Source organism: Stenotrophomonas sp. TWI1409 (assembly GCF_039673015.1).
Classification (GTDB): domain Bacteria; phylum Pseudomonadota; class Gammaproteobacteria; order Xanthomonadales; family Xanthomonadaceae; genus Stenotrophomonas; species Stenotrophomonas maltophilia_A.
On sequence record NZ_JBDJKU010000032.1, the window covers coordinates 1 to 22,891 of the forward strand.

General features: G+C 67.0%; 24 protein-coding genes and 1 tRNA gene. 19 read left to right on the forward strand and 6 right to left on the reverse strand.

Going from position 1 to position 22,891, the window contains the following annotated elements:
- Positions 1–127: 127 nt before the first annotated feature.
- Positions 128–697, reverse strand: a complete 570-nt coding sequence (locus ABE423_RS11960) for a Maf family nucleotide pyrophosphatase (RefSeq protein ID WP_180838179.1) — start codon at positions 695–697, stop codon at positions 128–130.
- Between the two features lie 113 nt (positions 698–810).
- Here ABE423_RS11960 and ABE423_RS11965 point away from each other — a divergent pair, with 113 nt between their 5' ends.
- The 14 genes from ABE423_RS11965 (at position 811) to ABE423_RS12030 (ending at position 12,252) form a co-directional block, all read left to right on the forward strand.
- Entirely contained in the window at positions 811–1,320 is a 510-nt protein-coding gene (locus tag ABE423_RS11965) for a YceD family protein (protein WP_032127767.1), read from the forward strand.
- A gap of 107 nt (positions 1,321–1,427) precedes the next feature.
- Positions 1,428–1,622, forward strand: a complete 195-nt coding sequence (rpmF, locus tag ABE423_RS11970; protein WP_004154640.1) for a 50S ribosomal protein L32 — start codon at positions 1,428–1,430, stop codon at positions 1,620–1,622.
- A gap of 91 nt (positions 1,623–1,713) precedes the next feature.
- The gene (locus ABE423_RS11975) at positions 1,714–2,691 is read left to right on the forward strand and encodes a beta-ketoacyl-ACP synthase III (protein WP_032127766.1); all 978 of its coding nucleotides are present in this window, start codon (positions 1,714–1,716) and stop codon (positions 2,689–2,691) included.
- Between the two features lie 77 nt (positions 2,692–2,768).
- Positions 2,769–3,551, forward strand: coding sequence for a serine/threonine protein phosphatase (locus tag ABE423_RS11980; RefSeq protein WP_125895270.1), 783 nt, complete (start codon positions 2,769–2,771; stop codon positions 3,549–3,551).
- A gap of 135 nt (positions 3,552–3,686) precedes the next feature.
- Positions 3,687–4,631, forward strand: coding sequence for an ACP S-malonyltransferase (gene fabD / locus ABE423_RS11985; RefSeq protein ID WP_032127764.1), 945 nt, complete (start codon positions 3,687–3,689; stop codon positions 4,629–4,631).
- Positions 4,632–4,713: 82 nt separating this feature from the next.
- Positions 4,714–5,457, forward strand: coding sequence for a 3-oxoacyl-ACP reductase FabG (gene fabG, locus ABE423_RS11990; RefSeq protein ID WP_004146899.1), 744 nt, complete (start codon positions 4,714–4,716; stop codon positions 5,455–5,457).
- A 152-nt stretch (positions 5,458–5,609) separates the two neighbouring features.
- Complete coding sequence (acpP, locus tag ABE423_RS11995) at positions 5,610–5,849, forward strand: acyl carrier protein (RefSeq protein ID WP_005415509.1); 240 nt, start codon at positions 5,610–5,612, stop codon at positions 5,847–5,849.
- A gap of 143 nt (positions 5,850–5,992) precedes the next feature.
- Positions 5,993–7,255 (forward strand): beta-ketoacyl-ACP synthase II, encoded by a 1,263-nt coding sequence (fabF, locus tag ABE423_RS12000; protein WP_049463472.1) that lies wholly within the window; start codon positions 5,993–5,995, stop codon positions 7,253–7,255.
- Between the two features lie 135 nt (positions 7,256–7,390).
- A complete protein-coding gene (locus ABE423_RS12005; RefSeq protein ID WP_253143543.1) occupies positions 7,391–8,755 on the forward strand; it encodes an aminodeoxychorismate synthase component I in 1,365 nt (454 codons plus the stop codon).
- A 261-nt stretch (positions 8,756–9,016) separates the two neighbouring features.
- The gene (gene mltG / locus ABE423_RS12010) at positions 9,017–10,078 is read left to right on the forward strand and encodes an endolytic transglycosylase MltG (protein ID WP_049400647.1); all 1,062 of its coding nucleotides are present in this window, start codon (positions 9,017–9,019) and stop codon (positions 10,076–10,078) included.
- Positions 10,075–10,740 carry a dTMP kinase gene (tmk, locus tag ABE423_RS12015; RefSeq protein ID WP_049400648.1) on the forward strand — a complete coding sequence of 222 codons (666 nt, stop codon included), beginning with the start codon at positions 10,075–10,077 and terminating at the stop codon, positions 10,738–10,740. Before mltG ends, tmk begins: the two co-directional genes overlap by 4 nt.
- Positions 10,737–11,693: a DNA polymerase III subunit delta' gene (locus ABE423_RS12020; RefSeq protein WP_346486149.1), complete on the forward strand. Its 957-nt coding sequence runs from the start codon at positions 10,737–10,739 to the stop codon at positions 11,691–11,693. Before tmk ends, ABE423_RS12020 begins: the two co-directional genes overlap by 4 nt.
- On the forward strand, positions 11,690–12,043 hold the full coding sequence (locus tag ABE423_RS12025) for a PilZ domain-containing protein (RefSeq protein ID WP_004146965.1): 354 nt from the start codon (positions 11,690–11,692) through the stop codon (positions 12,041–12,043). The genes ABE423_RS12020 and ABE423_RS12025 overlap by 4 nt, the downstream gene beginning before the upstream one ends.
- Positions 12,044–12,177: 134 nt before the next feature.
- Positions 12,178–12,252: transfer RNA gene (locus tag ABE423_RS12030), tRNA-Val, on the forward strand.
- 84 nt (positions 12,253–12,336) lie between these two features.
- Here ABE423_RS12030 and ABE423_RS12035 read toward each other — a convergent pair.
- Positions 12,337–12,900: a hypothetical protein gene (locus tag ABE423_RS12035; RefSeq protein ID WP_049463479.1), complete on the reverse strand. Its 564-nt coding sequence runs from the start codon at positions 12,898–12,900 to the stop codon at positions 12,337–12,339.
- 288 nt (positions 12,901–13,188) lie between these two features.
- Here ABE423_RS12035 and ABE423_RS12040 point away from each other — a divergent pair, with 288 nt between their 5' ends.
- The 4 genes from ABE423_RS12040 (at position 13,189) to ABE423_RS12055 (ending at position 17,942) form a co-directional block, all read left to right on the forward strand.
- Positions 13,189–13,569: a tautomerase family protein gene (locus ABE423_RS12040; RefSeq protein WP_336685094.1), complete on the forward strand. Its 381-nt coding sequence runs from the start codon at positions 13,189–13,191 to the stop codon at positions 13,567–13,569.
- Positions 13,570–13,760: 191 nt separating this feature from the next.
- Entirely contained in the window at positions 13,761–14,156 is a 396-nt protein-coding gene (locus ABE423_RS12045; protein ID WP_346486152.1) for a DUF2946 family protein, read from the forward strand.
- A 130-nt stretch (positions 14,157–14,286) separates the two neighbouring features.
- Positions 14,287–16,425, forward strand: a complete 2,139-nt coding sequence (locus tag ABE423_RS12050) for a TonB-dependent receptor (protein ID WP_346486153.1) — start codon at positions 14,287–14,289, stop codon at positions 16,423–16,425.
- An 11-nt stretch (positions 16,426–16,436) separates the two neighbouring features.
- Positions 16,437–17,942: a PepSY domain-containing protein gene (locus ABE423_RS12055; RefSeq protein ID WP_346486155.1), complete on the forward strand. Its 1,506-nt coding sequence runs from the start codon at positions 16,437–16,439 to the stop codon at positions 17,940–17,942.
- A gap of 9 nt (positions 17,943–17,951) precedes the next feature.
- Here ABE423_RS12055 and ABE423_RS12060 read toward each other — a convergent pair whose 3' ends face one another.
- A complete protein-coding gene (locus ABE423_RS12060; protein ID WP_125895247.1) occupies positions 17,952–19,085 on the reverse strand; it encodes an MFS transporter in 1,134 nt (377 codons plus the stop codon).
- Positions 19,086–19,096: 11 nt separating this feature from the next.
- Positions 19,097–19,873, reverse strand: a complete 777-nt coding sequence (locus ABE423_RS12065) for a DeoR/GlpR family DNA-binding transcription regulator (protein WP_049400656.1) — start codon at positions 19,871–19,873, stop codon at positions 19,097–19,099.
- A gap of 160 nt (positions 19,874–20,033) precedes the next feature.
- Between ABE423_RS12065 and smqnr the strand changes: the two genes are divergently transcribed.
- Positions 20,034–20,681: a SmQnr family pentapeptide repeat protein gene (gene smqnr, locus ABE423_RS12070; RefSeq protein ID WP_125895243.1), complete on the forward strand. Its 648-nt coding sequence runs from the start codon at positions 20,034–20,036 to the stop codon at positions 20,679–20,681.
- Between the two features lie 3 nt (positions 20,682–20,684).
- Here smqnr and ABE423_RS12075 read toward each other — a convergent pair whose 3' ends face one another.
- Both ABE423_RS12075 and ABE423_RS12080 read right to left on the reverse strand, forming a co-directional pair.
- Positions 20,685–21,359 (reverse strand): class I SAM-dependent methyltransferase, encoded by a 675-nt coding sequence (locus tag ABE423_RS12075; protein WP_004147038.1) that lies wholly within the window; start codon positions 21,357–21,359, stop codon positions 20,685–20,687.
- 99 nt (positions 21,360–21,458) lie between these two features.
- Complete coding sequence (locus ABE423_RS12080; RefSeq protein WP_180838198.1) at positions 21,459–22,838, reverse strand: PLP-dependent aminotransferase family protein; 1,380 nt, start codon at positions 22,836–22,838, stop codon at positions 21,459–21,461.
- Between the last annotated feature and the right edge of the window lie 53 nt (positions 22,839–22,891).

A 22,891-nucleotide genomic window follows, 5' to 3' on the forward strand; every position in this document is an offset into this window, starting at 1 on the left:
GTGGGGTCGTGTGTTTTGTTGGTGCCCGCCTCCCCCCCCTTTCTCCCACCCCCCCCCCCCCCCCCCCCCCGACTCTACAAAAAGGGCAGCCGAGCATGGGCTCGGCTCTACAGGTTGGCGGAAGCCCTCAGGGCACCGCGTATCCCGCCCTGCGCAGCAATCCGCATACCGCAATCAGCGGCAGGCCGACCAGCGCGGTCGGGTCGCGGTTGTCGATGGCGTCGAACAGGCTGATGCCCAGGCCCTCGCATTTGAAGCTGCCGGCGCAGTCCAGTGGCTGCTCGGTGGTCACGTAGCGGGCGATCTCGTCCGGTTCCAGTGCGCGGAAGCAGACTTCGGTCAGATCGACGGCCGTGAATGATTCTCCATCACGGCTGAGACAGACGGCGGTGTGGAAGCGCACGGTCTGCCCGGACATCGCTGCCAGCTGCGCACAGGCGGCCTCGACCGTACCGGGTTTGCCCAGCGGCTGGCCGTTCAGGTCCGCGACCTGGTCCGAGCCGATTACCCAGGCGCCCGGATGGCGGGCAGCCACCTCGGCGGCCTTGGCCGCAGCCAGGCGCGTGGCCAGAGCCCGCGGCGCTTCGCCATTCAACGGGGTTTCATCCACCTCCGGGCGCGCGCAGTCGAAGGCAAGGCCCAATCGCTGCAGCAGCTCGCGGCGGTAGCGGGAGGTGGAGGCCAGGACCAGTGACATGCGAGAATACCGGGGCAGGGCGCGGCAGTCTGGCGTGTCCGCAGCGCCAGCGGCAAGTCCTGTATGGCGGGCATTTGACAGCCGCCGCCCCGATCCTTAGTATTCAGCGGCTTATGTCCGCGAACGTGCCCGAAACGCTGGATGCCTGGCGGATGGTTGTAGCGCGAAGGCGCTTCGACGGTCAGGTGTCCCTGGCTGAATTGACCCGCCTGCAGGGGTTGGTCGCAGATACCGACGGTGAGTGCAATTACTCGCTTGAATTCGGTCGCGACGACGTCTTGCGGGTATCCTATGTGGAATTGACCATCGACACCGCGTTGCCGCTGACCTGTCAGCGCAGCATGCAGCGATTCCTGTTGCCGGTGAAGATGACCCAGAGGCTTGGCCTGATCCGCGACGAGGACGAGGAATCGTCCCTGCCGGAGGAGTACGAGGCGTTGCTGGTGCCGGAAGACGGCCAGCTGCGTCCGCTGGACCTGGTCGAGGACGAGCTGGTGCTGGCAGTGCCTGTGGTGCCGCTGTCGCCCGACGGTGAAGCAGTCGACAAGGACTGGGCGCCGAGCGAAGAAGAAACAAAGCAGGCCAACCCGTTCGCGGCGTTGGCGGCACTGAAGAAACAATAGCAGCCGGATTGTCGTCGGCGGCTGCGGCGAAAGCGAAAGTGTGCTGGGCGCTGGCGTCCTGCGCGACGATACGACGAAGCAAAACGAACCGAGTTTGGAGCAATCCCATGGCTGTGCAGAAATCCCGTGTCACCCCGTCCCGCCGCGGCATGCGTCGTGCGCATGACGCCCTGAGCGCCAAGCAGCTGTCGACCGACCCGACCACCGGCGAAGTGCACCTGCGTCACCACATCACTGCCGATGGTTTCTACCGCGGCAAGAAGGTCATCCAGACCAAGACCTCGGCCGTCGAAGAAGATTGATGTGCCGGGAAGGCCGCTGCCCCCGGGCAGCGGCCTTTGCCTTCTTTCCCGGGTGTGCCGGTGATCGGCGGCCCGCGCAACAGGAAACATGATGAGCAAGCGGATCTACTCGAGGATCGCGGGCACCGGTAGCTATTTGCCGGAAAAAGTCCTGACCAACGCCGACCTGGAAAAAATGGTCGAAACCTCGGATGAGTGGATCCAGTCGCGCACCGGCATTCGTGAGCGGCACATCGCGGCCGAAGGCGAAACCACCAGCGACCTTGGTTACAACGCCGCCCTGCGCGCGCTTGAAGCCGCAGGCATCGACGCCTCGCAGCTCGACATGATCGTGGTCGGCACGACCACCCCTGATCTCATTTTCCCGTCCACCGCGTGCCTGATCCAGGCAAAGCTCGGTGTGGCCGGGTGCCCCGCCTTCGACGTCAACGCCGCCTGCTCGGGCTTCGTGTTCGCGTTGGGCGTGGCCGACAAGTTCATCCGCTCCGGCGACTGCAGGCACGTGCTGGTGATCGGCACCGAAACGCTGACCCGCATGGTCGACTGGAACGATCGCACCACCTGCGTGCTGTTCGGCGATGGCGCCGGTGCTGTCGTGCTCAAGGCCGACGAAGACACCGGCATCCTCAGCACCCACCTGCATGCCGATGGCAGCAAGAAGGAGCTGCTGTGGAACCCGGTTGGCGTTTCGACCGGCTTCAAGGACGGCGCCAATGGCGGCGGCACCATCAACATGAAGGGCAACGACGTGTTCAAGTACGCCGTCAAGGCGCTGGACTCGGTCGTGGACGAGACTCTGGCTGCCAACGGCCTGGACAAGTCCGACCTGGATTGGCTGATTCCGCACCAGGCCAACCTGCGCATCATCGAAGCCACCGCCAAGCGCCTGGACATGTCGATGGACCAGGTCGTGGTCACCGTCGACAAGCACGGCAATACCTCGTCCGGCTCGGTGCCGCTGGCGCTGGACGCCGCCGTGCGCTCGGGCAAGGTCGAACGTGGCCAGCTGCTGCTGCTGGAAGCCTTCGGCGGCGGCTTCACGTGGGGTTCGGCTCTGCTGCGCTATTGATAGTGCAAGTTACGACAACGTGAAGCTTTGTCGTTGCGGCCCCTCTGGGGCCGTAACGCGTTTAAGGAGGACCTGTCATGGTTGAGCCCATCGTCATCGAAGGGCAACGTGCCTGGCTGAAGCAGTACGGCAAGGGAAGCCGCGCGCTGGCCCTTGGCCTGCTCAATTTTGTTGCCCGTCGTTTTCATCTGGATGCCCTGCGCCCGCCGCCGCACCGTGGTGGTGACGCCGCGCGCGAAACCGAAGCCCGTCGCCTTGCAGAACTGCAGGCGCAGGGCGTGAACGTGCCCGATGTGCTGGGCACCGGCCATGCTGCGCTGGTGATCGGCGACAACGGCAGTTCGTTCAATACCTGCCTGCGCGAAGCCGACGAGGCCGGTCGCGACCGCCTGGTGATGGCGGCCATGCTGGCCATTGCCGCAGCGCATGCGCGCGGCGCCTATTTCGGCCAGCCGTTGCCGCGCAATCTCACCTGGGATGGCGAGAGGGTCGGTTTCATCGACTTCGAGGAAGATCCGCTGGAAGTGATGGATCTGTCCGAAGCGCAGGCCCGCGACTGGCTGATGTTCGGCTATGGCGTGGCCAAGTACTACGCCGACCGCCCCGAGCACCTGCAGGCGATGATGGCCGAGGCGATGGGCGATGCGCAGGCGCCGGTGCGCGAGCACGTGCACGCGGTCACTGGCCGCCTGCGCAGCCTGGCCCGGGTCTGCATGAAGCTGGGCCGCTCGGCGCGCGCGCTGGCCCACTCCATCTTCATCGCCCATGGCGCCAGCACCGCTGGCGTGCTGATGCTGGTGGGCCTGTGCGTGGATTTCCTCGCCGACGGCGATCTGGACGTCCTGCAGCTGTTCTGCTGACTGTGCGTCCGTCGGGCCATGCCCGGCGGCGTTCCGCGGCTGGCCCACCATACGCGTGCATACGCGCACGTACAGACGACACGGCATGTTCCCCCTTATCATGGCCCGCTTCGATTGCAACAAGCGGATGACCGCGTGACCGTATCCACCCTCGCTTTTGTCTTCCCCGGCCAGGGCTCGCAGTCTGTGGGCATGGTGGCCGAGCTGGCTGAACTGCACCCGCAGGTGCGTGAAGCCTTCACCGAGGCATCCGATGGTGCCGGCGTGGACCTGTGGGCGCTGTCCCAGGGTGGCCCGGAGGAAATGCTCAACCGCACCGAATACACCCAGCCGGCCCTGCTGGCCGCAAGCATCGGCGTGTGGCGCGCCTGGAACGCCGTGGGCGGTCCGCGCCCGTCGGTGCTGGCCGGTCACAGCCTGGGCGAGTACACCGCCCTGGTTGCCGCTGGCGCGCTGAGCCTGCATGACGGTGCGCACCTGGTGCGCCTGCGCGGCCAGCTGATGCAGGAAGCCGCACCGGCCGGCGTCGGTGCCATGGCCGCCGTGCTCGGCGCCGAAGACCAGCTGGTGCTGGACGTCTGCGCCGAAGCCGCAGGCAGCCAGGTGGTGGTGCCGGCCAACTTCAATTCACCGGGCCAGATCGTGATCGGTGGCGACGCCGACGCGGTCGACCGTGCGCTGGCGCTGCTGGCCGAGAAGGGCGTGCGCAAGGCGGTCAAGCTGGCCGTGAGCGTGCCCTCGCACACCCCGTTGATGCGCGAAGCCGCCAACCGCCTGGCCGAAGTGATGGCCGGCCTGGCCTGGCAGGCGCCGCAGCTGCCGGTGGTGCAGAACGTCGACGCGAAGGTGCATGACGGCATTGACGCGATCCGTACCGCGCTGGTCCAGCAGCTGTACCAGCCGGTGCAGTGGACCGGGTGCGTGCAGGCGCTGGCTGGCCGTGGCGTCACTCGGATCGCCGAGTGCGGCCCGGGCAAGGTGCTGACCGGTCTGGTCAAGCGCATCGACAAGGCCATCGACGGCCGTTCGCTGGCCACGCCAGGCGACTTCGAAGCCGCCCGCGAGGCATGGTCGGCCTGATCCCCCTTGTTCCTGCCGACCGTACCGGTGGCCGCTGCAAGCGGTACGGGTACGGCGGCCGTCCCAGCCTGAGGAAAACATCATGAGCAAGCCCCTGCAGGGTGAAATCGCACTGGTCACCGGCGCCAGCCGTGGCATTGGTGCCGCCATCGCCGATCTGCTGGCCGCCCAGGGCGCCACCGTCATCGGCACCGCCACCACCGAATCCGGCGCCGCCGCGATCGGTGAGCGCCTGGCCGCCCACGGTGGCCACGGCCGCGCGCTGAACGTCACCGACGCAGCTGCGCTGGACAGTGTGCTCGATGGCATCGCCAAGGAATTCGGCCCGATCTCGATCCTGGTGAACAATGCCGGCATCACCCGCGACAACCTGCTGATGCGCATGAAGGACGAGGACTGGGCGTCGATCATCGACACCAACCTGACCAGCGTGTTCCGCACCAGCAAGGCGGTGATGCGCGGCATGATGAAGGCGCGCAAGGGCCGCATCATCAACATCGCATCGGTGGTGGGCGTGACCGGCAATGCCGGCCAGGCCAACTACGCTGCCGCCAAGGCCGGCATCATCGGCTTCAGCAAGTCGCTGGCCAAGGAAATCGGTTCGCGCGGTGTCACCGTCAATGTTGTCGCACCCGGCTTCATCGACACCGACATGACCAAGGCGTTGCCGGAAGAAGCGCGTACCGCGCTGATCAACGACATCGCCCTCGAACGCCTGGGTTCGCCGGAAGACATCGCCCATGCGGTGGCCTTCCTGGCCGGCCCGGCTGCCGGTTACATCACCGGCGAAACCCTCCATGTGAACGGTGGCATGTACATGCCGTAAGCAAGGGGCGCAGGGATTGCGCCGCAAGTGGTTGATCTGCGGAGGTTTTTGCTGCGATGCAAGGCCGCGCCGGTTTCCACTACACTATCCCACGGCCATCGCCTTTGATGGCGACCACTTTTGAACCACAACTCCATCTGGAGCGAGATCCCATGAGCACCATCGAAGAACGCGTCAAGAAAATCGTCGTCGAACAGCTTGGCGTCAAGGAAGAAGAAGTCACCAACAGCGCATCGTTCGTCGATGACCTGGGCGCTGACTCGCTGGACACCGTCGAGCTGGTGATGGCCCTGGAAGAAGAATTCGAGTGCGAGATCCCGGACGAAGAAGCCGAGAAGATCAGCACCGTGCAGGCCGCCATCGACTACATCAAGGCCCACGTCAAGGCCTGATGTCAGACGGCAGTGCGCGCGCGGGCCCATGCTCGCCGCGCACCGCACCCCATGGGGCCGCTGTTGCGGCCCCGTGTGTTTGAGCATCACACCGAAGCAAACCGAGTTGCCCGTTGAAATCATCCGGGCCAGGAGAATCAGCAATGAAGCGTCGCGTCGTCGTAACCGGCCTGGGTATCGTCTCGCCGTTGGGCAATGATCTGGCCAGCAGCTGGGAAGGCATCACCCAGGGTCGTTCGGGCATCGGTCCGCTGACCAACGTTTCTGATGCCTATCTGGATCGGTTCACCACCAAGATTGCAGGTGAGGTCAAGGGATTCGACATCACCGCCGACAATGAACTGTTCGGCAAGTTCCGGGTCAGCGGCAAGGATGCCAAGAAGATGGACCCGTTCATCCATTACGGCCTCGGTGCCTCGTTCATGGCCCTGCATGACTCGGGCCTTGAGATCACCGACGCCAATGCCGAGCGCATCGGCGCCATCGTCGGTGCCGGCATCGGCGGCCTGCTTGGCATCGAAGAGCAGACCATCGAGTTCCACGAGGGCAAGAAGATCTCGCCCTTCTACGTGCCCAAGACCATCATCAACATGCTGCCGGGCCAGCTGAGCATCATCACCGGCCTGAAGGGCCCGTCGTTCTCGGCGGTGTCTGCGTGCGCGACCTCGAACCATTCGATCGGCACCGCCATGCGCATGATCCAGTACGGCGATGCCGACGTGATGGTGGTCGGTGGTGCCGAGCGTGGCTCGTCGCCGACCGCACTGGGCGGCTTCTGCGCGATGAAGGCCATGAGCACCCGCAACGACGCCCCGGAACAGGCCTCGCGCCCGTGGGACAAGGACCGTGACGGCTTCGTGCTGGGCGACGGCGCCGGCATCCTGATCCTGGAAGAGTACGAGCACGCCAAGGCACGTGGCGCGAAGATCTACTGCGAACTGGCCGGCTTCGGCGCCAGCTCCGACGCGTACCACATGACCGCACCGAGCGAGAACGGCGAAGGCGCCGCGCGCTGCATGGTCATGGCCATGAAGGACGCCGGCGTGACCCCGGAACAGGTGGGCTACCTCAACGCGCACGGCACCTCCACGCCGCTGGGCGACCTGGGCGAGACCATGGCGATGAAGACCGCCTTCGGCGACCACGCCTACAAGATGATGGTCAGCTCCACCAAGTCGATGACCGGCCACCTGCTCGGCGCTGCCGGTGGCGTGGAAGCGATCTTCTCGGTGATGGCGCTGCAGGACAACGTCATCCCGCCGACCATCAACCTGCAGCAGCCGGGCGAAGGCTGCGACCTGGACTACGTGCCCAATGAAGCACGCCAGGCCAAGGTCGACGTGGTGATGTCCAATGGCTTTGGCTTCGGCGGCACCAACGGCACGCTGATCTTCAAGCGCGTCTGACCGACGTTGTAGCGTCGGGCCACGCTCGACTCCGCCGTTGTGTAGAGTCGAGCCATGCTCGACTGAACGTGCGTTACGCACGAGGAGGCCGCCGCAAGGCGGCTTCCGTGCATCTGAATCCCCGAACTGGCTGCCATGACCCACGCACCGCTGATCCACCCGCTGCCGCACCCGATCGATCTGCTGGCCCTGCAGCAGCACGACCCGTCGCGCTTCCCGCTGCTGATGGAATCCACCGCCTCGGGCACTGCCCAGGGCCGCTGGAGCCTGCTGCTGGCGGCGCAGGGCGATAGCCTGCGGCTGGATGCCGATGGCCAGGTGCGCGACCAGCACGACGCGGTGCAGGCCGGCAGCTTCCTGCAGGTGCTGGACCGCGCCTGGCAGCAGGAACGCCTGCCGCATGACGGCAGCCACAGCCTGCCGTTCCGCGGCGGTTGGGCGTTGATGCTGGACTACGAAGTGGCCAGCCAGATAGAACCGGTGCTGCCGGCGCGCGCACGCGAGGACGGCCGCCCGACCGCGCTGGCGCTGCGCTGCCCGGCCGCGGTGCTGCACGACCACCACAACGAGGCCAGCTTCGTCATCGCCGAAGCCGGTGAGCAGGCGTTGCTGGATGCGCTGGTGGCACTGGCCTCGGCCGTGCTGCCCGAAGCCGGGCAGGGCTGGCAGCCGCCGCAGTCGGTGGGCGAGGATGCGCCGCAGCGCTTCACCGACGGTGTGCGCCGGGTGATCGAGTACCTGCGTGCCGGCGATGTGTTCCAGGTGAACCTGTCGCGGCGCTGGAGCGCGCAGTTCGCCGCGCCGGTCAGTCCGCAGGCGCTGTACGCGCAGCTGCGCCGTGCCAACCCGGCACCGTTCGCCGGCCTGTTCAGCGCGCACGGCCGCCATGTGGTCAGTTCCTCGCCGGAACGGCTGGTGTCGGTGCATGCCGGCCACGCGCAGACCCGCCCGATTGCCGGCACGCGTCCGCGCTTCGAGGGGGATGATGATGCCGCGCGCATCCAGGAGCTGGTCGGTCACCCCAAGGAGCGTGCCGAGCACGTGATGCTGATCGACCTGGAACGCAACGACCTGGGCCGCATCTGCCTGCCCGGCACCGTGGTGGTCGATGAGCTGATGACCGTGGAGAGCTACGCGCACGTGCATCACATCGTCAGCAACGTCAGCGGCCATCTGCGCCCGGAGGTCACCCCCGGCGAGGTGATCGCCGCCACCTTCCCCGGCGGCACCATCACCGGCTGCCCGAAGGTGCGCTGCATGCAGATCATCAGCGAGCTGGAGCAGGTGCCGCGTGGTGCCTACACCGGCGCGTTCGGCTGGCTGAACCGCGATGGCGACCTGGACCTGAACATCCTGATCCGCACCGCCGAAGTGGATGGCCACGAGGTGAGCTTCCGCACCGGCGCCGGCATCGTGGTCGACTCGGACCCGGACAAGGAACTGGACGAGACCTGCGCCAAGGCCCGCGGCCTGCTACGCGCGCTGGGCCAGCAGGGGTAGGCATATTCCGGTAGTGGGGGGGGGGGGGGGGGGGGGGGGCGAGCACACGGATCACCCCCCCGAGGCCGCGCCGGGCCCCCCCCCCCCCCCCCCCCCTCCCCGGGCGCCGCCCCCGCCCGCCCCCCCCCACTACCGGTACCGGTGGGTGCCATTGTTCGGGTGGGTGCCGACCGTCGGTCGGCACAGGCGCATGCCCCCGGTCATGACCCCAATCCACCGGCACGGTATCCTGCACGACGGAATCGAGTTCAGAGGTAGTCCATGGCGGGAGCCAAGCGCGGGTGTCTGTTCGTGGTAACGCTGGTGGTGGTGCTGGCCGCCGTCGTGGCCGGCGCGGGCGCATGGTTCTTCTACCAGCAGACCCGGTTCGCCGACGCCCCGATCACCCCGTCCGCCGAGAGCGTGGTCATCGCCAGCGGCGATGGCATGAACAGCGTGCTGCGCAAGCTGCGCGACGCCGGCGTGGACGAGGGCCAGGACGCGCAGTGGCAGCTGCTGGCGCGCCAGCTCGATGCAGCCGGCAAGCTGAAGGTGGGTGAGTACGCGCTCAGCAGCGACCTGACCCCGCGTGATCTGCTGCTGCGCATGCGCGCCGGCAAGGTGCTGCAGCACCGCGTCACGATCATTGAAGGCTGGAACATCCGCCAGTTGCGTGCCGCGCTCAAGCGCGCCGAGCCGCTGCTGCACACCACCGACAACCTCGATGACGCCGCGTTGATGCAGCGCCTCGGTTTCGGTGGCCAGCATCCGGAAGGCCGCTTCCTGCCGGAGACCTACGTCTACCAGCGTGGCGACAGCGATCTGGATGTGCTCAAGCGTGCTCACGCTGCAATGCAGGACGCACTGGATGAAGCCTGGGAAAGCCGCGCGCCGGACCTGCCGATCAACACGCCCTACGAACTGCTGACGATGGCCTCGATCATCGAGAAGGAAACCGCGCTGGCCAGCGAGCGTCCGCAGATTGCCGGCGTGTTCATGCGCCGCCTGAAGATCGGCATGCGCCTGCAGACCGACCCGACCGTGATCTACGGCATCGGTGCTGCGTATGACGGCAACATCCGCCGCCGCGACCTGACCACCGATACGCCCTACAACACCTATACCCGCGCCGGCCTGACCCCGACCCCGATCGCCATGCCCAGCCGCGATGCGCTGATGGCAGCCGCGCAACCCGCAGCGGGCGACGCGCTGTACTTCGTCGCCGTCGGCGATGGTAGTGGTGCGCACGTGTTCTCGCCCAGCCTGGACCAGCACAACGCCGCAGTGGCCCGCTACCTGCAGCAGCTGCGCCAGCAACGTACCAAGGAGACCCCGGCGCAATGAGTCCCGCGCTGCTTCGCCACCCGCGTTTCGTCAGCCTGGAAGGCGGCGAGGGCGCAGGCAAAACCACCGCCATCAATGCCATCCGTGACTGCCTGCGCAGCCACGGTCATGAGGTGGTGCTGACCCGCGAGCCGGGCGGTACGCCGCTGGCCGAGCGCATCCGTGGCCTGGTGCTGAAACCCGATGCCGAGATTGCTGCCGAACCGCTCAGCGCCGAAGCCGAGCTGCTGCTGGTGTTCGCTGCACGCGCGCAGCATGTGCGCCAGGTGATCCAGCCGGCACTGCAGCGCGGCGCCTATGTGCTGAGCGATCGCTTCACCGATTCCAGCTATGCCTACCAGGGCGGTGGCCGTGGCCTCGATCCGCAGTGGATTGCCGATCTGGAACGACGCGCGGTGGGCCTGCTGCCGGGCCTGACCCTGCTGCTGGACGTGGACGTGGCAGTGGGCCGCGCGCGCGCCAATGGCCGCGACCTGTGGCCGGACCGCATCGAGAGCGAACAGGATGATTTCTTCCAGCGCGTGCGCGAAGTGTTCCGCAGCCGCGCGCAGCAGGACCCGCAGCGCTTCGCGCTGATCGACGCCGGCCAGGTGCAGGCGCGTGTAGCGGCCGATGTGGTCGCGCAGGTCGAGCGCTGGCTGCAGGACGGGGAGGGCGCATGAGCACATTCTCGCCGTGGCAGCAGCGCGCGTTCGACCAGACCGTGGCAGCGCTCGATGCCGACCGCCTTGGTCATGGCCTGCTGATCTGCGGCCCGGCCGGGCTGGGCAAGCGCGAGGTGGCGTTGGCGCTGGCCGACCACGTGCTGGCGCGCGGTGATGCCGCGCATGCCACGCGCACGCGCCAGCTGATCGCCGCCGGCACCCATCCTGACCTGCAGCTGGTCAGCTTCATTCCGAACAAGAGCGGCGACAAGCTGCGCACCGAGATCGTCATCGAGCAGGTGCGCGAGATCACCGACAAGTTGGCGCTGACCCCGCAGTACGGCGTGGCGCAGGTGGTGATCGTCGACCCCGCCGATGCGATCAACCGCTCGGCGGCCAACGCGCTGCTGAAGACGCTGGAAGAGCCGCAGCCCGGCCGCTACCTGTGGCTGATCAGCAGCGACCCGGCGCGCCTGCCGCAGACCATCCGCAGCCGTTGCCAGCGTCTGGAATTCAAGTTGCCGCCGCAGCACGAAGCGCTGGCCTGGCTGCAGCAGCAGGGCCACAGCGAAGCATCGGCGCGCGAAGCGCTGGACGCAGCGCGCGGCCATCCCGGCCAGGCCGACAACTGGCTGCGCGAAGATGGCCTGAGCCTGCGCCGCGAAGTGGGCCGCGAGCTGGAACAGCTGGCCGCCGGCAAGACCGGCGCGGTGGAGCTGGCGCAGAAGTGGTGCGGTGATGACAACGCGGCGCTGCGCCTGCGCTTCGCTGCCGACCTGGCACTGGCCCAGGCCAGCACCGGTGCCTTGACCACGCCGGAGCGATTGCACAAGCTTGCAGCCTGGTTCGATGCGGCCAACCGCACCCGCGACCTGCTGCGTACCACGGTGCGTGCAGACCTTGCCGTGGTCGAGTTGCTGCTGGCCTGGAACAAGGTGAACGAGCGGCCTGCCGCAAGGGGAAATCGATGAGTGCCAGCAACGCCCGCCAGGGCATCCTGTCCCTGGCCGTGAAGGACAAAGCCGCGCTGTACAGCGCGTACATGCCATTCGTGAAGAACGGCGGCATCTTCGTGCCCACGCCCAAGCGCTACTTCCTGGGTGACGAAGTGTTCCTGCTGCTGACCCTGCCTGATTCCAGCGAGCGCCTGCCGGTGGCCGGCAAGGTGATCTGGGTGACCCCGGCCGGCGCGCAGGGTAACCGCACCGCCGGCATCGGCGTGCAGCTGGCCGATGGTGCCGAAGGCGAGGGCGTGCGCCACAAGATCGAGACCCTGCTGGCCGGCCTGACCAGTTCGGACAAGCCGACGCATACGATGTAACGGCGCGCGGATTGCCGCCCTCGGTAGCGCCGGGCCATGCCCGGCGGCGCCCCTCGAAATGCCCGTGAACACCCATGTGAAAAGTGTTGACGGCCTCTGAAAAGCCCCTATAATGAGCGGCTCAGCAACACACCGGGCGGTTAGCTCAGCGGTAGAGCATTGCCTTCACACGGCAAGGGTCACAGGTTCGATCCCTGTACCGCCCACCATGTTGCAGAACGAAAGAAGCCTCCAGCAATGGGGGCTTTTTTGTTGCCTGTGATTCCGTAGTGCCCGCCGAAGCGATCACCGTTTCAGCCGAGGTCCTCCAGCAGTTCGCGCGCGATCATCGCCGTTGCATCCAGCAGGTCGTGACCGCTGCCGGCCCGCACCACCACCGCCAGCAGGCTACGGCCCACATCGGCATTGCCGCCGCTCAGTTCCATCTCGCCTTCAAAGCACAGATCGGCCAACCATTCATGGGCCTGCTGCAGCCCGCGCTTGCGGACGCGGCGGAACTCCGCGAGCAGCTTCGCCTGGCCGGCCTCCTGCTCACCATCGGCAAGCAGGCCGATGGCACCGCCGTGCGCCGCGCGCCAGATGGCCGGTAGCGGGCGACCGTTCGCGTCCACCACGTCCGCCGAGAACTGCGCGCAGTACATTTCGTAGCGCTTGCCCGCTGTGCTGCAGGGCACGATGCCGGCCTCGGCCAGCAGGCGTTCGGCTTCATCCAGTTTGCTGAACTTCAAGCGCAGCAGTGCAGGACGGCTCAGGTGTTGTGCCAGCGCCTGCTGGTTGGCGGTGAACCAGACGTTCCAGCCCACGCTTGCGCGGCCTTCCAGTGCGGCCTTGAAGTACTCCAGGTGTTCGGCGTCCATTGCGGTCTCCTGCGCTCCCTGCTCGATTGTAGCGGGCGCATATCCGGGCCGGTCAGGCGTCGCCGCCGGAGAGGCAATGATGTGCCTCGCGTACCAGCTGTCGCGCGGCCACGATCAGCCCGTCGGTGTGGAAGGCGCCCAACTGTTCGTCCGGACCGCCTTCGTTGCGCGCGTGGGCGGGCCCATGCCACGAATGGAACCAGAGGATTCCATTCCTGCGCTGTCCCACCGCCCCGGGCAGGCGTAGTCTCGGCCCGTTGCCGTGCCCATCCACTCTGGAGTGCCACCATGCCGCTCGCCCGCATCGATCTTCGCAAAGGTAAATCCGCCGACTACCTGCAACGCGTCGGCGAAACCATCTACCAGGCCATGCGCGCGGTGGGCGTGCCGGAGAACGATCGCTTCCAGATCTTCCAGCAACACGAGCCGGGCACGTTGATCTATGACCCCGGCTACCTGGGGGTGGACCGCACCGACGATTTCATCTGCATCCAGATCACCTGGAACGAAGGGCGCACGTTGGAGCAGAAGAAGGCGCTGTATGCCGGCATCGCCGATGGACTGCACGCGGCGGTGGGTATCCGCCGCGAGGATGTGTTCATCAACCTGGTGGAAGTGAAGCGGGAAAACTGGTCGTTCGGTAATGGTGCGGCCCAGTACGTGAGTTGATGCGCGAAAAGCATCCACGCATGGCGTGGATCTACTGAATGAAGGGCGTGCGCGGAGGAGGGCAGCCCTGCGTCACCGTGTCGCAGGGGGTAAACCCTGAACGGGGTCCAAGGTTGGCTGCGGGTCCGTAGAATGGCCGGGTGCGTCAATCTGTCCTCCACCGCCGGTTCCAGGCCCTGGCATGGCTTGCCATGCTGCTGGTGCTGCTCGCCCCGCTGGTGAGCCGCTGGCTGGCGCACGGTCACGTGGCTGCTGCAGTGCCGGCGGCGGCGATGGATCACGCGATGCACGCAGAGCATGCGCAGCACGCGATGGAAGGGCACCACGACCATCACGCGATGGCGATGCCGCATGGCGACGCCGCAAAGAAGCCGCCCGCCGATCCACACGCCGATCATGAGATGGGTGTGGACTGCGATTACTGCCTGATCGCTGCACGGCTGATCAACCTGCTGGTGGCGGCAGTGCTGCTGTTGGCGCCGATGGCACCGGTGTGCCGCGCACTGCGCGGTGCGGTGCAGACGTTGCCGCAACGGATCAGCGGCACATTGGGAGCGCGTGGGCCGCCAGCCTTCATGGCCGCCTGAGCCGCACGCGTGTTGCATTGAACATTTTTCCATGAGGTTGCCGGCCACGGCCGGTGCCCGCACGCGCGTGTTTGTCCCTTTCTGATTGCTGCCCTGCCATTGCGGGGTGGCCTTGCATGCCGTGAAAAAAATGAAAACGAACCCCAACTCCGCGCACCTGCGCCGGGCGACGCTGCCTGTCCTGTGCGCGTTGCTCCTGCACACCGCCCCCGTACTTGCCGCCGATGCGGCACCACCGACCACGCTGGACACCGTGCGGGTGGTCGATACCCGCAGCGGTGAGCTCTCGTCCACCGCCAACGCCGGTTCCGCGCTGGGCCTGAGCGTGCTGCAGACACCGGCCAGCCTGACGGTGATTTCGCGCGAACAACTGGAGCAGCGTGGCGACAGCAACCTCAACGATGCGATCAGCCGGGCGGGTGCGATCAGTGCGATGCCGCACCCGGGCAACGGCCTGAGTGCGCTGTCCAGCCGCGGCTTCACCGATGGCGCTTCGGTGATGCGCCTGTACGACGGGCTGCGCCAGTACGGTGGCGTGGGTATCACCTTCCCGTTCGATACCTGGTCGATCGAGCGCATCGAAGTGCTGCGCGGCCCGGCCTCGGTCATCCATGGCGACGGTGCGATCGGCGGCGTGATCAACATCGTGCCGAAGAAGCCCACGCGTGGTGCGATCGAGAGCGAGATCAGCGTAACCGTGGGCAGCGAGGACACCGCGCGCCTGGGCTTCGGCAGCGGTGGCGCGCTGACGCCCGAGCTGGCCTACCGGCTGGACGTGAGTGGCAACTACAGCGGTGGCTGGGTCGATCGTGGGCGCAACAGTGACGCGACATTCTCCGGTGCGTTGCTGTGGCAGCCGCGCGCGGACCTGCAGCTGACCCTCACCCATGCGCAGGGCTACCAGCAACCGACGCGCTACTTCGGCACGCCGCTGGTCGAGGGCCGCCAGCTGGAGGCGCTGCGCCACCGCAACTACAACGTGGACGACAGCCAGATCCGCTATCGCGACCGCTGGACCCAGCTCGATGCGCTGTGGGCGCCGAACGCGAACGTGGAATGGCGCACGCGCCTCTACCAGATCGACAGCCAGCGCGATTGGCGCAATGCCGAAGCCTATGTCTACAACCGCCCTACCGGCTTGATCGATCGCTCGGGAAACACCGAGATCACTCACAACCAGGACCAGACCGGGCTGACCTCGACGCTGCGTGTGCAGGGAACCGCGGGTGGCCTGCAGAACAGCTTCGCGGTGGGCCTGGATGCCAACCGCGCCCACTTCAAGCACACTAACAACACCTATGCTGGCAGTTCGGGCCCGGTCGATCCGTTCGATCCGGTGCCGGGCCAGTTCGTCAGCGACGCGCCGAACCTGCCGCGCTACCGCAATCGTGCCGAGCAGTACGCGCTGTTCGTGGAAGACCGGTTGGCGCTGAGCGAGCGCTGGTCGGTGCTGGGTGGGCTGCGCCACGACCGCGCGCGCATCGACCGTACCGACCTGATCAGCGGCCAGAACGCGTTCTCGAAGACCTACAGCAGCACCGGTTGGCGTGCAGGTACGGTGTTCGCGTTGCAGCCGACGCTGAGCCTGTACGCGCAGTATTCGCAGGCGGCGGACCCTGTCAGTGGCCTGCTGATGATCAGCCCGGCCAACGGTGCCTTCGATCTGGCCAAGGGCCGGCAGATCGAAGTGGGCCTGAAGCAGGCCTTCAATGGCGGCGAGTGGACGCTGGCAGCGTATCGCATCCGCAAGACCGGGCTGCTCAGCCGCGATCCGCTGGTGCCGGACCGCCGCGTGCAGGTGGGCGCGCAGACCTCGCGCGGTATCGAGGCATCGCTGAGTTGGAACGTCGCGCCGCACTGGACGCTGGATGCCAACGCCACGGTGCTGAAGGCCGAGTTCGAGGACTTCCTGGAAACCACGGGTTCGCCGGCGATGCTGGTGTCGCGTGATGGCAACGTGCCGCCGAACGTGGCCGAGCGCCTGGCCAGTGTGTGGTTGAGCTGGCAGTTCGCACCGGACTGGAGTGCGGCGGGTGGCGTTCGCTACGTCGGCAAGCGCTATGCCGACAACGCCAACACATTGGAGCTGCCCGGCTACAGCACGACCGATCTGGCACTGACCTGGCAGGCGGCACCGCGCACGCGATTGTCAGCGCGCCTGTTCAACGTATTCGACAAGGCGTACTTCGCCACCGCGTACTACACCAGCACGCAGTGGCTGCTGGGCGCGGATCGTCGCGTCGAGTTCACCGTCGACCATCGCTTCTGAGGACACGCACCATGTCGCTGCGATCCACTGCCAAGCGCTGGACCTACCTGGTGCACCGTTGGCTCGGCATCGGCGGATGCCTGCTGATGCTGTTGTGGTTCGTCAGCGGCATGGTGATGTTGTTCATTGGCTACCCGAAGCTGACGCCCGGTGAACGTCTGGCGGCATTGCCGGTGCTGGGTGAGGCCCGCGACCTGCAGGGGCTGTCGATACTGCCTGCGGCTGTGCAGGCCGAGCCGGAGGCTGTGGCGTTGACCACGCTGCGTGGCGAGCCGGCGTATGTGGTGCGAAGTGGCAGCAGCGTGGGCGCCTGGTCGGCGTACACCGGCCAGGCCCTGCTGCCGGTGTCGGCACAGCGCGCCGAAGCATCCGCTGCACAGTTCGCCGGTGGCCAGGCCTTCGTGGGTGCGACGCGCGTGGACGAGGACCGCTGGACGCATTCGCGCGCGCTGGACGTGCACCGGCCGCTGTACCGGGTGGAGGTGGGGGGCGCGGAGCCTGGTGACCTGTATGTGTCTTCGCACACTGGCGAAGTGGTGCTGGACGCACCGCATGTGCAGCAGCGCTGGAACTATGTGGGGGCCTGGCTGCACTGGCTGTATTTCCTGCGCATGCAGTCGGTGGATCCTGTGTGGACGTGGGTGGTGATCGTATTGTCCGCGCTGTGCACGGTGGCGGCGGTCAGCGGCATCGTGGTGGGCGTGTGGCGCTGGCGCTTCCGTGGGCGCTATCGCTCCGGCGCGAAGACGCCCTATGTCGAACCATGGATGCGCTGGCACCATCTGATCGGGCTGGCGGCTGCGGCTTTCGTGTTCACCTGGATCTTCAGCGGGCTGATGTCGATGAATCCGCTGGGCGTCTTCAGCAGCACGCGTGAAGCGATCGATGTTGAACGCTATCGTGGCGGCGCGGTGGCGGTGGATGGCGCGCTGGGTGAGCCGGCGAAGCTTCTGGCGGTGGCCGATGCTGAGCGCTTCCAACCGGTCGAGATCCAGTGGCGCCGCATCGGGGGCGAGCTGTTCGCGGTGCTGTTGGATGGGAAAGGCGATACCCGCATCGTGTCTGGCAGCGATGGGCATTTGCAGGTGGCGCGGTTGCTGCCGGCCCCGTGGCTGCAGCAGAAGGTGCGTGCGCTGTCCGATGCGCCGATGCAGGAGTTCGTGGTGCAGCAGGCAGCGGATGCCTACTTCTATCCGCGTGCACCGGAAGCCATGAACGGCGCGGCGGTGCGGCGCTTCCCGGTTGCGGTGGCGGATTTCGGTGATGCCGAGGCGACGCGCGTCTATCTCGATCTGGCTACCGGCGATCCGTTGCTGACGATGGGGCATCGGGAACGAGTGGGACGCTGGCTGTTCTACTTCCTGCACAGCTGGGATCTGCCCGCGATGCTGCGCCAAGAGGGTGCCCGGCTGGCGGTGTTGCTGCTGCTGAGCGCTGCTGGCACCGCGTTGTGTGCCACGGCGACGGTGATCGGCTATCGGCGATTGCGGATGAAGCTGCGGCGCAGGCGGCGCTGATGCCTTGGGTTACACCCGCAGCCAGCGCGTGGACATCGCCACCAGCAACAAGGCCATGGCCACGCCGATGAAGGCGGCGATCAGGCCGAAGTGATTGGCAGCGAAACCGATCAGCGCCGGTCCGGCAAGGATGCCGGCGAAGCCCAGCGTGGAAACGGCGGTGATTGCCAGTGCGCCGGGCATGCGGGTCTGGTGGCCGGCCAGCGAGAACAGCGCCGGTGCGATGTTGGCGCAGCCAAGGCCGACCAGCACATAGCCGAGCAGTGACGCCTGCCACGGCGTGACCAGGGTCAGCACGAGCACGCCCGCGGCGGCCAGCAGCGCGCCGAACACGATCGCGCGCTCACGGCCAACGCGCTCCACCAGTGCGTCGCCGAACAGGCGCGCGACGGTCATGGTCAGGGTGAAGGTCACATAGCCGATACCGGCGAGGCTGGCATCGACGCGACGCACATCGCTGAGGAAGACCGCGCTCCAGTCCAGCATCGCGCCTTCACCGAGGAAGGCAACGAAGGCCAGCACGCCGATGAACAGCACGATGCCGTGCGGCAGGGCCAGCATTGGTGTGTCGTGTGGCATGCGTTCGCTGTGCCAGTGCGCTGCCGACAACAGCATCACCAGCAGCATGGCGCCAACGCCGATCAGCACCGATGCCAGTGGCGGCAGCTGTGCGGACAACAGCACGGTCATGGTGGCCGCGCCGAGGAAGCCGCCGATGCTGAAGAAGGCATGGAAGCCGGACATCATCACGCGCCGTGCTTCGCGCTCGACGATGACGGCCTGCACGTTCATCGTGCAGTCCATCGCGCCCACGGCGGCGCCGAACACGAACAGCACCAGCCCCAGCGTCCAGGCCGAACCGGCCAGCGCCAGGCCGGGCACGGTCAGGCAGATCAGCAGGCTGCTGGCCACCATCACCCGGCGGCAACCGAGGCGCGCGGCCAGCACGCCGGACAACGGCATCGCCAGCAGCGAACCGGCACCGAGGCAGAGCAGCACCAGCCCCAGCGTGGCGTCATTGATCTCGGTGCGTGCTTTGGCGAATGGCACCAGGGTGGCCCACAACGCCGTGGCGAAGCCGGGAATGAAGAACGCAGCGCGGGTCGCGTGCTGTTCGGCACGCGCGCGGTTGGCAAGGGACATGGGCGGTACGGTCAGGGCGGAGTGGGGTGTACCGCGATGCCGGCTGCGCGGAAGCGCGCGGCCAGCGCCGGCGGAGCCGAGGTGGTCAGCACCAGATCGTCGATTTCATCGAGGCTGGCGATCTGCCAGTTGCCGCGGGCACCGAGCTTTTCAGTGGTGGCGGCGACGATGACGCGGCTGCTGCAGGCCACCATCGCGCGTTTCAGCGTGGCTTCTTCCGAATCCATTGCCCAGACGCCGGTGTCGCCGTCCACCGCGCAGGGGCCGGGCAGGTATACGTCGGCGCGCAGGCGCTGCACCTGCGCCAACGCTTCAGCGCCGACCGCGCCGCCACCGCTGGCCAGGCGGCCGCCGATCAGCTGCACCGAGGTGCCTTCAAGCATGCTGGCGGCGGTGGCGATCTGCGGAGCATTGGTGATCACCGTCAGGCCGAGAGCGGTCGGCAGCTGCTGGGCGATCGCCAGGTTGGTCGACCCGGCGTCGAGCAGTACGACCTGGCCGGGCTGCAGCAGCGCGCAGACGCGGGCGGCCAGCTCGGCCTTGTCGCCGCGGTCGCGGGTCAGTCGCTCGCGTAGCGGGCGTTCCTTGGGGGGCGGCAGCACGGCGCCGCCGTAGACACGCTGGCACAGGCCTTGGGCGGCCAGCTCGCGCAGATCACGGCGGATCGAGTCTTCGGAGACGGCATAGCGGCGCGCCAGTTCGGCGGCGACCACGCGGCCCTGCTGGCGTAGTTCCTCGAGGATCTGCAGGGTGCGCTGGGCGGGGAGGGGGCTGGGATCGGAGCTCATGCCGCAAGTCTGCACATTCGTGCATTAACGTGCAACAACGTGCATCCGGCATTGGGGGGACACAGGGCGGCTGGACTGCTGGTGAATTCGCCCGCGTCCACGTCTATGGATCGCCCTCGCGGCCCGGCATGATGGCGGGGCACCTGGCATGGAATCCCTGATGTCCTCCACCGTTCACCGCAAGCTGCGCATCGGCGCGGACCAGTACACCGGCCAGAAAGTGGTCGACCAGCAGTTCTACGAATGCGATTTCTCCGGCGCTGACCTCACCGCCACCGAGTTCATCAACTGCAGCTTCTACGACGCTGAAAACCGCGCCGGTTGCCGCTTCAACGGCGCCACATTGAAGGAAGCCAGCTTCCGTAGTTGCGACATCAGCATGTGCCACTTCAGTTTCATCAAGGCGCTGGGCCTGGAGATCAGTGAGTGCCGTGCGCAGGGCGCGGACTTCAGCAACGCCAGCTTCATGAATCAGATCACCACGCGCAGCTGGTTCTGCAGCGCGTTCATCAAGAAGTCGAACCTGCGCTATGCCAATTTCTCGCGAGTGACGCTGGAAAAGTGCGAACTGTGGGAGAACCGCTGGGACGGCGCCAACGTGAGCGGTGCCAGTTTCGCAGGATCGGATCTGTCCGGGGGCCAGTTCGAGGGTATCGACTGGAACAGCGCCAACTTCACCGACTGCAACCTGACCAACTCGGAGCTGGGCGAGCTGGACCTGCGCAGCACCAATCTGCGCGGCGCCACGCTGGATGTGCAGCAGGTGGCGCTGTTGATGCAGCGCATCGGCATTACCGTGGTGCCGTAGACATCATCCGGCGTACGCCACCCAGCCCTTGAAGCTGAAGCCGGCATAGAACAGCTCCACGTCGTTGAAGCCGGCCTCCTGCAGCAGCGCGACTTCCTGCTCGGGCGCCAGCAGCGGCAGCCGCTCCGCAATTGCTTCGATCGCGCGCTGCGCCTCGGCGTGGGCAACCCCCGAGGCTTCGGCGAACGCCGCGTAGCGCTGCAACCAGCGCAGCTTGCCGACCGGATCCTGCGGCACGCTGTGGTGGGCGACAACCAGAGGGGCACCCTGGCGCAGTCGCTTGTGTAGTTCACGCAACGTATGCAGGCGTTGCGTGGCGTCGAGGAAGTGCAGGGTCAGCAGGCAGCTGGCACCATCGAAGCGCACATCCGGGGCATCGTCGATGTAGCCTTCCAGCAGCTCAACGCGTGCGTTCAATGTGCCCAGTGTCTGCTCGGCCAGGGCCAGCATCGGCGCGGCCGGGTCCACGCCCAGCAACTGCCAGCCCGGCTGCGCCTCGGCGAAGGCCTTCAGTTCCAACCCGCCACCGGCACCCAGCACCAGCACGCGGCCCTGCGCAGGGACACGTTCGGCCAGCAGCAGCCGGCTCATCTGCTGCAGGGCGAGGAAGCCGGGCACCTGGCGCAGCGGTGCTTCGGCATAGCGGGCCACCGCCTGCGGATCGGAGAACGTGGACATGCGCGGATTCCTGCAGCGGGGGACATACCACTGTAGCGCGGCGCGCAAGCGCCTTTGCGGCTGGATACTGCCGCCTGCGCGGGCCGGTTCACAACCAGCTCAGCGCAGTTCCCGCGCCAGTACCTGCCAGATCCTCGGGTCCTGGCACTGCGAAACGTTGAAACGTACATAGTCGGCCGCGCGCTGCGACTGACTGAACGCGTTGCCCGGTGCCAGCACGATGCCCTCGCGCAGGCATTGCCGGGCCAGTGCGGCGGCATCGCGGCCATCGGGCAGCTGGCACCACAGGAAGAGCCCGGCTTCCGGCTGCAGCCACGGCGTGATGCCCAGCGCCTGCAGCTTCCGCAGCGTGTGCCGGCGCGCATCGGCCAGGCGCGAACGCACCGACTGCATGTGGCGGCGGTAGCCGCTGTCGGTCAGCGCGATGTGCATCAACTGCATCGCCAGGTGACCGCCACCGAAGCTGGTGGCCAGCTTCAGGTCGGTCAGCGCCTCGATCCAGTCGTGGCGGGCAGCGATGTAGCCGCAGCGCGATGCAGCCGACAGTGTTTTGGAGAAGCTGCCGACGTGGATCACCCGCGACAGTCCATCGAGCGCGGCCAGTCGCGGTGCAGGCTGCAGTTCAAAGTCGGCGAAGATGTCATCCTCAACGATGATCAGTTCGCTGCGTTCGGCCAGGCCCAGCAGGCGGTGTGCGGTGCTCGCGGAAAGCACCGCGCCGGTCGGGTTGTGCAGGCCGGAATTGGTGATGTACAGCCGCGGCGAATGCGCCTGCAGTGCCTGCGCGAACGCTTCCAGGTCCGGGCCGCTGTGCGTGTAGGGCACACCGATGGCCTGCACCTGGTGTGCCTTCAGCAACGCGTGGTAGTTGAAGTAGCTGGGGTCATCGACCAGCACGCAGTCGCCGGGCTTGAGCAGGAAACGGCAGATCAGCTCGACCGCATGCGTGCCCGATTCGGTCAGCAGGATCTGTTCCATCGGCGCATCGATGCCCACTGCGGCCGAACGCCGTTGCAGCAACTGGCGCAGCGCAGGCAGGCCGAGCGGCCCGGCGTAGTCGACCAGTTGTGATGCATCGGCGCGCGCCAGCCGGCGCAGGCCACGACGCATGCCGTCGTGGTACAGCCAATTGCTGGGCATCCAGCCGCAGCCCGGCTTGAGATGGCCGGCCGGTGTTTCCAGCGATTGCCGCGACACCCACAGCGGATCCACCGCGCGGTCCAGCCGCGGCTCCATTTCAGCCAGCGCCAGCGGTGCGGCCGGCCCACTGACGTAGAAGCCGGATCCTGCGCGCGCACTGATCAGGCCTTCGGCCGCCAGGCGCTCGTAGGCCTCGACCACGGTCGAGACCGACACCCCCATCGCCGCCGCCTGCGCACGTACCGAGGGCAGGCGGGAGCCGGGGCCATCCACTCGCGCACCGATGCGGGTGCGGACGGACTGGATGACCGATTCGATGCGGGTGGGCGAACGTGGCATGGCGGAACCGTAGTGGAAGTGTGGGCAGTACAGTTACTTGCGACTGTACTGGA

What these genes read in the sequence shown, in the direction of transcription:
- ABE423_RS11960 (WP_180838179.1), bottom strand. Translation starts at nt 697, where the DNA reads ATGTCACTGGTCCTGGCCTCCACCTCCCGCTACCGCCGCGAGCTGCTG.
- ABE423_RS11965 (WP_032127767.1), top strand. Translation starts at nt 811, where the DNA reads ATGTCCGCGAACGTGCCCGAAACGCTGGATGCCTGGCGGATGGTTGTA.
- rpmF (WP_004154640.1), top strand. Translation starts at nt 1,428, where the DNA reads ATGGCTGTGCAGAAATCCCGTGTCACCCCGTCCCGCCGCGGCATGCGT.
- ABE423_RS11975 (WP_032127766.1), top strand. Translation starts at nt 1,714, where the DNA reads ATGAGCAAGCGGATCTACTCGAGGATCGCGGGCACCGGTAGCTATTTG.
- ABE423_RS11980 (WP_125895270.1), top strand. Translation starts at nt 2,769, where the DNA reads ATGGTTGAGCCCATCGTCATCGAAGGGCAACGTGCCTGGCTGAAGCAG.
- fabG (WP_004146899.1), top strand. Translation starts at nt 4,714, where the DNA reads ATGAGCAAGCCCCTGCAGGGTGAAATCGCACTGGTCACCGGCGCCAGC.
- acpP (WP_005415509.1), top strand. Translation starts at nt 5,610, where the DNA reads ATGAGCACCATCGAAGAACGCGTCAAGAAAATCGTCGTCGAACAGCTT.
- fabF (WP_049463472.1), top strand. Translation starts at nt 5,993, where the DNA reads ATGAAGCGTCGCGTCGTCGTAACCGGCCTGGGTATCGTCTCGCCGTTG.
- ABE423_RS12005 (WP_253143543.1), top strand. Translation starts at nt 7,391, where the DNA reads ATGACCCACGCACCGCTGATCCACCCGCTGCCGCACCCGATCGATCTG.
- mltG (WP_049400647.1), top strand. Translation starts at nt 9,017, where the DNA reads ATGGCGGGAGCCAAGCGCGGGTGTCTGTTCGTGGTAACGCTGGTGGTG.
- tmk (WP_049400648.1), top strand. Translation starts at nt 10,075, where the DNA reads ATGAGTCCCGCGCTGCTTCGCCACCCGCGTTTCGTCAGCCTGGAAGGC.
- ABE423_RS12020 (WP_346486149.1), top strand. Translation starts at nt 10,737, where the DNA reads ATGAGCACATTCTCGCCGTGGCAGCAGCGCGCGTTCGACCAGACCGTG.
- ABE423_RS12025 (WP_004146965.1), top strand. Translation starts at nt 11,690, where the DNA reads ATGAGTGCCAGCAACGCCCGCCAGGGCATCCTGTCCCTGGCCGTGAAG.
- ABE423_RS12035 (WP_049463479.1), bottom strand. Translation starts at nt 12,900, where the DNA reads ATGGACGCCGAACACCTGGAGTACTTCAAGGCCGCACTGGAAGGCCGC.
- ABE423_RS12040 (WP_336685094.1), top strand. Translation starts at nt 13,189, where the DNA reads ATGCCGCTCGCCCGCATCGATCTTCGCAAAGGTAAATCCGCCGACTAC.
- ABE423_RS12045 (WP_346486152.1), top strand. Translation starts at nt 13,761, where the DNA reads ATGCTGCTGGTGCTGCTCGCCCCGCTGGTGAGCCGCTGGCTGGCGCAC.
- ABE423_RS12050 (WP_346486153.1), top strand. Translation starts at nt 14,287, where the DNA reads ATGAAAACGAACCCCAACTCCGCGCACCTGCGCCGGGCGACGCTGCCT.
- ABE423_RS12055 (WP_346486155.1), top strand. Translation starts at nt 16,437, where the DNA reads ATGTCGCTGCGATCCACTGCCAAGCGCTGGACCTACCTGGTGCACCGT.
- ABE423_RS12060 (WP_125895247.1), bottom strand. Translation starts at nt 19,085, where the DNA reads ATGTCCCTTGCCAACCGCGCGCGTGCCGAACAGCACGCGACCCGCGCT.
- ABE423_RS12065 (WP_049400656.1), bottom strand. Translation starts at nt 19,873, where the DNA reads ATGAGCTCCGATCCCAGCCCCCTCCCCGCCCAGCGCACCCTGCAGATC.
- smqnr (WP_125895243.1), top strand. Translation starts at nt 20,034, where the DNA reads ATGTCCTCCACCGTTCACCGCAAGCTGCGCATCGGCGCGGACCAGTAC.
- ABE423_RS12075 (WP_004147038.1), bottom strand. Translation starts at nt 21,359, where the DNA reads ATGTCCACGTTCTCCGATCCGCAGGCGGTGGCCCGCTATGCCGAAGCA.
- ABE423_RS12080 (WP_180838198.1), bottom strand. Translation starts at nt 22,838, where the DNA reads ATGCCACGTTCGCCCACCCGCATCGAATCGGTCATCCAGTCCGTCCGC.